Below are 7,249 nucleotides of genomic sequence, written 5' to 3'. Positions count from 1 at the left end.
CTGGCCCGCCGCGACGCCGCGGACGAACCGCTTGAGAGCGGCATCGGCCTCAGGATCGAACTCGCCGCCGTCCGCGAGCGGCTGAAGCAGCTCGAGGAAATCGCGAGCGGGGTCGAGCTCTAGGCTCTTCCCGGTTAGCGCGCCGCCGCTATGGTGGCGGCATGGCGAACCGTGGCGATCGTGAACCCGGACTTGGCGCGCGGCTGGTGATCGGCGGCATCGCGGGTTTCGCCGCGACGATGGCGATGACGGCGGCGATGCGGCGGCTGCACGGGCGGCTGCCGCGCGAGGAACGCTATCCGCTGACGCCGCGCGAGATCGTCGATGCCACCCTGGGCGACGACCCGCTGGGCGCGCCGGAGCTCACTCTCGTCGCCCATTTCGCTTATGGCGCGGCCTGCGGCGCGCTGCTCGCCGCCGCCGATGCGCGCCCCGGGCGGATGGCCGGCTCACTCGCCGGCGCCGGCATCTGGCTCGGCTCCTACATGGGCTGGGTCCCCGCCTTCGGCGTGCTCAAGCCGGCGACGGCGCATCCGCTGCGCCGCAACGCGGTGATGCTCGCCGCCCATTTCACCTGGGGCTGGGCAACGGCCCACGGGATCAGGGAGCTGGGAGACGCCCGCGCCACCATCTTCGCCACCGGGCCGGACCGGGACGTTCCGCCTTCGCGTCGCCCTAATCGACGTGCGGGTTGACCGGGGCCGGATCGCTCGCCGGGAAGCTCTCGTCCGAGGCCTGGTCGGTCTTCTCCCATTGCTCGGGGGGATCGCGCATCGACTCCGGCCCCGCCGAGCGGGCGGCGCCGGACTGGCCGACCGGACCGGGCGCGGTCTTGCCGCGGCTGGTCGCCGATGCATCGACCTCGTCATTGCCGCCCCACCGGCGCCGCGCGAACAGGGCGGCGCCGAGGCCGGCGACGGCCGCGCCCGCGGCGGCGATGATCGAATGATTGCGGCTCCACTTCATTGCGCCGGCCTCGCTTTCCTGGCTCTTCTGCTCGGATTTCGCGGGCCGTTCCCTGGTCTTGTTGCTCATGGTCGGTCCTTCTGTTCTGGTTGCGTGGGTGGAACATTCGGAGCAGGGGACCGGTTCCCGCATTGAAGCTGCTGATCGGGTACTTGCCTTGAACGAAACAGAGACGCTTTCGCCGGCGCTGCCGGACCGGCTGGAGGAAGCGACTCGACGCCTCCTCGCCAAGGCGTGCGAGCGCGAGCTGGTGCTCGCCACGGCGGAGAGCTGCACGGGCGGGCTGCTCGCCTCGCTTCTCACCGATGTGAAGGGCGTCGCCCACGCGTTCGACCGCGGCTTCGTCACCTATAGCGAGCAGGCCAAGGCGGAGATGCTGGGCGTGCCCGAGACGCTGATCCGGGAGAAGGGTGCGGTCTCGAAGGAGGTGGCGGTGGCGATGGCGGAGGGTGCGCTCGCCCGCTCGCGCGCCCATATCGCGCTCGCCATCACCGGCTTCGCCGACAGCGGCGAGGAGCCGGGCCTCGTCCATCTGGCGTGCGCGCGCGCGGGCCGTATAACGGCGCATCGCGAGGCGCATTTCGGCCCGCGCGGCCGCGGCGCCAACCGCATCGCGGCGATGGAGACCGGGATCGAGATGATGACGGAAATGCTCTAGTGGCGAAGGCGAAGCCCCCGTTCGGCGCGATCCACCGCCACGGCTTCGTCCGGGTCGCGGCGGCGAGCCCCGTCGCCTCGACCGGCGACATCGCCTTCAACGTCGACCAGGCGCTGGCGCTCGCCCGCGAGGCCGACGCGCGGGGCGTCGATCTCGCGGTCTTCCCCGAGCTCAACCTCTCCTCCTATGCGGTCGACGACCTGTTCCTGCAGGACGCTTTCCTCGACGAGGTCGAGCGCGGCATCGCCCGGCTGGCGGCGGAGAGTGCGGACCTTAAGACCGTGCTCGTTCTCGGCGCGCCGCTCAGGCGAAACGGGCGTCTCTACAATTGCGGGCTGGCGCTCGCGCGCGGGCGGATTCTCGGCGTCGTGCCGAAGAGCTTCCTCCCGAACTATCGCGAATATTATGAGAAGCGCTGGTTCGCCTCGGGCGCTGATCTGAGCGGATTGGAGATCGAGGTGGCGGGGCAGACGGTCTCCTTCGGCGTGGACCTGGTCTTCGCCGCCGAGGATCTCGCCGACTTCGTCTTCCACATCGAGATTTGCGAGGATTTCTGGGCGCCGCAGCCGCCGTCAGGGGCGGGCGCGCTCGCCGGGGCGCTGATCCTGACCAACCTCTCCGCCTCCAACATCACGATCGGCAAGGCCGACGAGCGCAAATTGCTCTGCGCGGCGCAGGCGAGCCGTTGTCTCGCCGCTTACGTCTTTTCGGCGTCGGGCCCGGGCGAAAGCACGACCGATCTCGCCTGGGACGGCCAGGGCTCGATCTACGAGCTGGGAGAATTGCTCGCCGAAACCGGCCGCTTCGAATGGGAGCCCGAGCTGGCGGTCGCCGACATCGACGTCCAGCGGCTGCGGCTCGAGCGGATGCGCAACGGCACGTTCAACGACAATGCCCGCGCCGCCGGCCATCCCGAGACCCGCTTTCGCCGGATCGGCTTCGCGCACGAACCCGCTTTCGCCGAGATCGGCTTCGAGCGGCAGCTCAGGCGCTTCCCCTACGTCCCCAACCGCCCCGACCAGCTCGACCACGATTGCTACGAGGCGTTCAACATCCAGGTCCAGGGCCTCGCTCGCCGCTTCAAGGCGACGAGCGGCACGCATCTCGTCATCGGCGTCTCGGGCGGGCTCGATTCCACCCACGCTTTGATCGTCGCCGCCAAGGCCGGCGACGATCTCGGCCTGCCGCGCTCGACCATCCTCGGCTACACCATGCCGGGCTTCGCCACGGGCGAGGAGACCAAGGCTAATGCCTGGGCGCTGATGAAGGCGCTCGGCGTCGAGGCGGGGGAAATCGACATCAAGCCGGCCGCCCGGCAGATGCTCGCCGACATGGACCACCCCTTCGCCAAAGGCGAGCCGGTCTACGACGTGACCTTCGAGAATGTGCAGGCGGGGCTCAGGACCGACTATCTCTTCCGCCTCGCCAACCATCATGGCGGCTTCGTGATCGGCACCGGCGACCTTTCCGAGATCGCCCTGGGCTGGTCGACCTACGGCGTCGGCGACCAGATGAGCCATTACGGCGTCAATGCCGGGGTGCCGAAGACGCTGATCCAGTATCTGATCCGCTGGGCGATCAAGACCGGCCAGTTCGACGAGGCGACGAACGAGGTGCTGCAGGCGATCCTCGACACCAAGATCTCGCCCGAGTTGATCCCCGCCGACGGGCAGAACGGGATGCAATCGACCGAGGACCGGATCGGCCCCTACGAGCTGCACGATTTTTTCCTCTTCCACATCCTCCGCCACGGCCAGCCGCCCTCCAAAGTCGCCTTCATGGCGCACGACGCGTGGAAGGACGCGAAAGAAGGGCTGTGGCCGTTCGATTATCCCGAGGGGCTCAAGCGCCAATACGACCTCGCCACGATCCGCAAGTGGCTCGAGGTCTTCCTGTTCCGCTTCTTCCAGATCAGCCAGTTCAAGCGCTCGGCCATTCCCAATTCGCCCAAGGTCTCGGCCGGCGGCGCGCTCTCCCCGCGCGGCGACTGGCGCGCGCCGAGCGACGGCAATGCCGAGCCTTGGCTGGAGGAGTTGAAACGGGCCTTCGAGGGCTGATCACTCGACCACGATCTCGCCGATCATGCCGAAGGCGGTGTGGAGGGTGTGGGTGCAGCGCAGGCGGTAGCTGCCGCGCGCGGGGGTGAGGCGGACCTCGACGCTTTGGCGCCCCGGCACTTCGACGCTTCCGTCGTGGACCTGGCCGCCAACGTTTCGGGCCGCCGCGAAGAATTCTGGCGCCGAGAAATTGTGGCCGCCACGCCCGTCGTTGACGAGGTGGAGCACGACCGGGCGGCCGGCGGCGAGGCGGATCGTCGAGGGGGTGAAGTCGAAGCTGCTGAGCCGCACCTCGACGCGTGTCGGCGCGTCCTGCGCGAGCGCCGCGGTCGCGAGCCACAAAGCAGCAAGGGCGAAGGCGCGCATGCGGGCAACTCCCGAAGCTTCCCCAGTCGCGCTGTTCATAGCAGCTCCGCCCGCCGCGCCCAATCGACCAGCCGCGCCTGCGTTCGACGAACCGCCGCGGCGCCCTTGCCCGTATTGCTCGAATAGTGCAGCGTCGGCGCTTTCCCGAATCTCGTCTTTTCAGGGGGTTTTCATGGTTCGCAGCCTTGCCGCGCTTTCGCTTCTGCTCCTTTCCACCACCAGCCTCGCGCAGGCGCAAAGCCGGCGCGGCGGCGGCAACAGCGACGCGCCGTCCTGGGACGTGAACAACCCGCCGGGGCAGACGACGCGGCAGGTCCGGATCAACACCCAGGAAGGCACCTGGATGAACCTCGACGTCAGCCCTGACGGGGGGACGATCGCGTTCGATCTGCTCGGCGACATCTACACGATGCCGATCTCCGGCGGCACGCCGCGGCGGATCACCTCGGGGCTCGCCTACGACCAGCAGCCGCGCTTCTCGCCGGACGGCACTCGCATCGCCTTCACCTCGGACCGGGGCGGCGGCGACAATATCTGGGTGATGGCGACCGACGGCTCGGGCGCGCGGGCGATCACGACAGAGACCTTCACCCTGCTCAACAACCCGACCTGGAGCCCCGACGGCCGCTTCATCGCGGCGCGCAAGCATTTCACCACGCAGCGTTCGCTCGGCACCGGCGAAATCTGGCTCTATCACGCCAGCGGCACTGGCAGCGGCGTCGCCCTGGTCGAGCGGCCAAATCCGCAATTCCAGAAGGAGCTCGGCGAGCCGGCGTTCAGCCATGACGGCCGCTACATCTATTTCAGCCGCAACACGACGCCCGGCAACACCTTCGAATATGCACAGGATTCGAACCAGGAGGTGTTCGCGATCGAGCGCTACGAGCTGGCGTCCGGCGAGCGGGTCGAGGTCGCCGGCGGGCCGGGCGGCGCGGTCCGCCCCGAGCCTTCGCCGGACGGGCGCTGGCTCGCCTTCGTCCACCGCGAGGGCGGCCGCAGCCACCTCTTCGTGCGCGATCTGCGCTCCGGTGCCCAGCGGCGGGTCTTCGAGAATCTCGACCAGGATCTGCAGGAGACCTGGGCGGTCCACGGCGTCTATCCGAACATGGGCTGGACGCCCGACAGCAATACGATTGTCTTCTGGTCGGGCGGCCGCATCCGCCGTGTCAATGCCGACGGCTCGGGCGCGGCGGAGATTCCGTTCCAGGTCGACGACACCCGCGTGATCATCGATCCCCCGCGGCCGCAGATCGAGGTCGCCTCGCCGAGCTTCTCGACCCGGATCCCACGCTTCGCCTCGATCTCGCCCGACGGCAGCCGGGTCGTGTTCGAGACGCTGGGCCGGCTCTACATCCGCGACCTGAGCGGCGGCCAGCCGCGCCCGCTCACCGCCGAGGACGGCGATTTCCAGCTCTATCCCTCCTGGTCGCGCGACGGCAGCCGGATCGCCTTCGTCTCGTGGGACGACCAGCGGCTCGGCGAAATCCGCACGGTCGCGGCGGACGGCAGCGACATGCGCGCTGTTACCCGCCAGCCCGGCCATTACCGCCGCCCGCGCTTCTCCCCCGACGGCGCGACGATCGTGTTCGAGGCGGGCGGCGCCGGCGGCCTCACCTCCACGCGCTGGTCCGGCACGGACGGGATCTACCGCGTCCCGGCGGCCGGCGGCGAGATGGCGCGCGTCATGGGCAGCGGCGGCAACCCGCATTTCGGCGCCGCTTCGGACCGCATCTTCCTCGAGGTGACCGAGGAGCAGAAGCGCAGGCTGATCAGCGTCGACCTCGGCGGCGGCAACCGCCGCAACCATGCGCAGGGCGACATGGTCACGGGCTACGAAGTCTCGCCTGACGGGCGGACCCTGGCCTTTACCGAGAATTACAACGTCTTCGTCACGCCCTTCTTCAACGGCGTCGGCATGCTGAACCTGTCCGCGCGCGGCACGCAGATGCCGGTGACCCGCGCCACCCGCAACGGCGGCTCCTATCCCAACTGGACCAGTTCGGGGCTCGCCTGGACGCTGGGGCCGAACCTCTATTCGGCGGCGACCTCGTCGATGCTGAGCGCGACGCCTGGCCAGAGCTACACGCCGCCGCAGAGCGGCACCTCACTTTCGATGACGGTCGCGTCCGACCAGCCGACCGGGCAAGTCGCCCTCGTCGGGGCGCGCGTGATCACCATGGCCGGCGAGAATGGCGGCGTGATCGAGGACGGCGTGATCCTGATCGACGGCAACCGGATCAGCGCGGTCGGCCCGCGCGGCGCGGTGAACATTCCCGCCGGCGCGCGGCAGGTGGACGTCGCCGGCCGCACGATCATTCCCGGCCTGATCGACGCTCATGCCCACGGCCAGCAGGGCGAGGACGACCTCATCCCGCAGCAGAACTGGTCGGCCATGTCGCACCTCGCGCTCGGCGTCACCACCGTCCACGATCCCTCCAGCACCGCGAGCGAGATCTTCGCCGCGTCGGAGCTGCAGCGGGCGGGGCGGATCCTGGCGCCGCGCACCTTCTCGTCCGGCGAGATCGTCTACGGCGCCCGCTCGCCGGGCCGCTACGCGCTGGTCGACAGCTATGAGGACGCGCTGAGCCATGTCCGGCGGCTGCGCGCGCAGGGCGCGCATTCGGTCAAGAATTACAACCTGCCGCGGCGCAACCAGCGCCAGCTGGTCGCCGCCGCGGCGCGGGCGGAGAATATGCTCGTCGTACCCGAGGGCGGCTCGCTCTACTCGATGGACGTCACCCTGATCCAGGACGGCAATTCGACGGTCGAGCACAACATCCCGCAGCAGCGCTTCTATTCGGACCTCGTCCAGCTCTTCAGCCAGAGCCGGACCGGCTACAATCCGACCCTTGTCGTCACTTATGGCGGCCTTGCCGGCGATCCCTATTGGAGCCAGGCGACCCCGGTCTGGAACCATCCGCTGCTCAGCCGCCACACGCCGCCTTCGGAGCTGGCCGCGCGGGTGCGCAGGGTGACGGCCCCGCCGGAGCAGTTCGTCGACCAAGATAGCGGCCGGGAATCGCTTCGCCTCGCCGAGGCCGGGGTGCCGATCGCGATCGGCGGCCACGGCCAGCAGCCGGGCCTCGCCGCGCATTGGGAGATCTGGAGCCACGTCCGCGGCGGCGCCTCGCCGGTGCAGGCGCTGCGCTACGCGACCGCCGAGGGCGCCCGGCTCTACGGCTTCGAGGACATCGGCACGCTC

6 protein-coding genes are annotated in these 7,249 nt (G+C 69.5%); 4 read left to right on the top strand and 2 right to left on the bottom strand.

Features of this window, described 5'->3' with window-relative positions; all coding sequences use genetic code 11:
• Positions 1-161 precede the first annotated feature (161 nt).
• Positions 162-695, top strand: a complete 534-nt coding sequence (locus tag ACT4N8_RS15260; RefSeq protein ID WP_444858965.1) for a hypothetical protein — start codon at positions 162-164, stop codon at positions 693-695.
• Here ACT4N8_RS15260 and ACT4N8_RS15255 read toward each other — a convergent pair.
• Positions 676-1,035 carry a hypothetical protein gene (locus ACT4N8_RS15255; RefSeq protein ID WP_444858964.1) on the bottom strand — a complete coding sequence of 120 codons (360 nt, stop codon included), beginning with the start codon at positions 1,033-1,035 and terminating at the stop codon, positions 676-678. The two genes, ACT4N8_RS15260 and ACT4N8_RS15255, sit on opposite strands and share 20 nt — an antisense overlap.
• A gap of 88 nt (positions 1,036-1,123) precedes the next feature.
• On the opposite strand from ACT4N8_RS15255, the gene ACT4N8_RS15250 reads away from it, so the two are divergent.
• Complete coding sequence (locus ACT4N8_RS15250) at positions 1,124-1,624, top strand: CinA family protein (RefSeq protein WP_444858963.1); 501 nt, start codon at positions 1,124-1,126, stop codon at positions 1,622-1,624.
• Positions 1,624-3,681, top strand: coding sequence for an NAD(+) synthase (locus tag ACT4N8_RS15245; RefSeq protein WP_444858962.1), 2,058 nt, complete (start codon positions 1,624-1,626; stop codon positions 3,679-3,681). Before ACT4N8_RS15250 ends, ACT4N8_RS15245 begins: the two co-directional genes overlap by 1 nt.
• On the opposite strand, the gene ACT4N8_RS15240 is transcribed toward ACT4N8_RS15245, so the two are convergent.
• Positions 3,682-4,047: a cupredoxin domain-containing protein gene (locus ACT4N8_RS15240; protein WP_444858961.1), complete on the bottom strand. Its 366-nt coding sequence runs from the start codon at positions 4,045-4,047 to the stop codon at positions 3,682-3,684. It abuts the gene before it with no gap.
• Between the two features lie 172 nt (positions 4,048-4,219).
• Here ACT4N8_RS15240 and ACT4N8_RS15235 point away from each other — a divergent pair.
• Positions 4,220-7,249, top strand: a 3,030-nt coding sequence (locus ACT4N8_RS15235; protein WP_444858960.1) for an amidohydrolase family protein, incomplete at its 3' end; no start/stop codon positions are given.

It is taken from the genome of Sphingosinicella sp., from assembly GCF_052387495.1.
Classification (GTDB): Bacteria; Pseudomonadota; Alphaproteobacteria; order Sphingomonadales; family Sphingomonadaceae; genus Allosphingosinicella.
The sequence above is the reverse complement of the archived record's forward strand: the minus strand, read 5'-3'. Positions and strand labels throughout refer to the sequence as shown.

Coding starts and splice junctions, on each gene's coding strand:
- ACT4N8_RS15240 (WP_444858961.1), bottom strand. CDS start 4,047: ATGCGCGCCTTCGCCCTTGCTGCTTTGTGGCTCGCGACCGCGGCGCTC.
- ACT4N8_RS15260 (WP_444858965.1), top strand. CDS start 162: ATGGCGAACCGTGGCGATCGTGAACCCGGACTTGGCGCGCGGCTGGTG.
- ACT4N8_RS15255 (WP_444858964.1), bottom strand. CDS start 1,035: ATGAGCAACAAGACCAGGGAACGGCCCGCGAAATCCGAGCAGAAGAGC.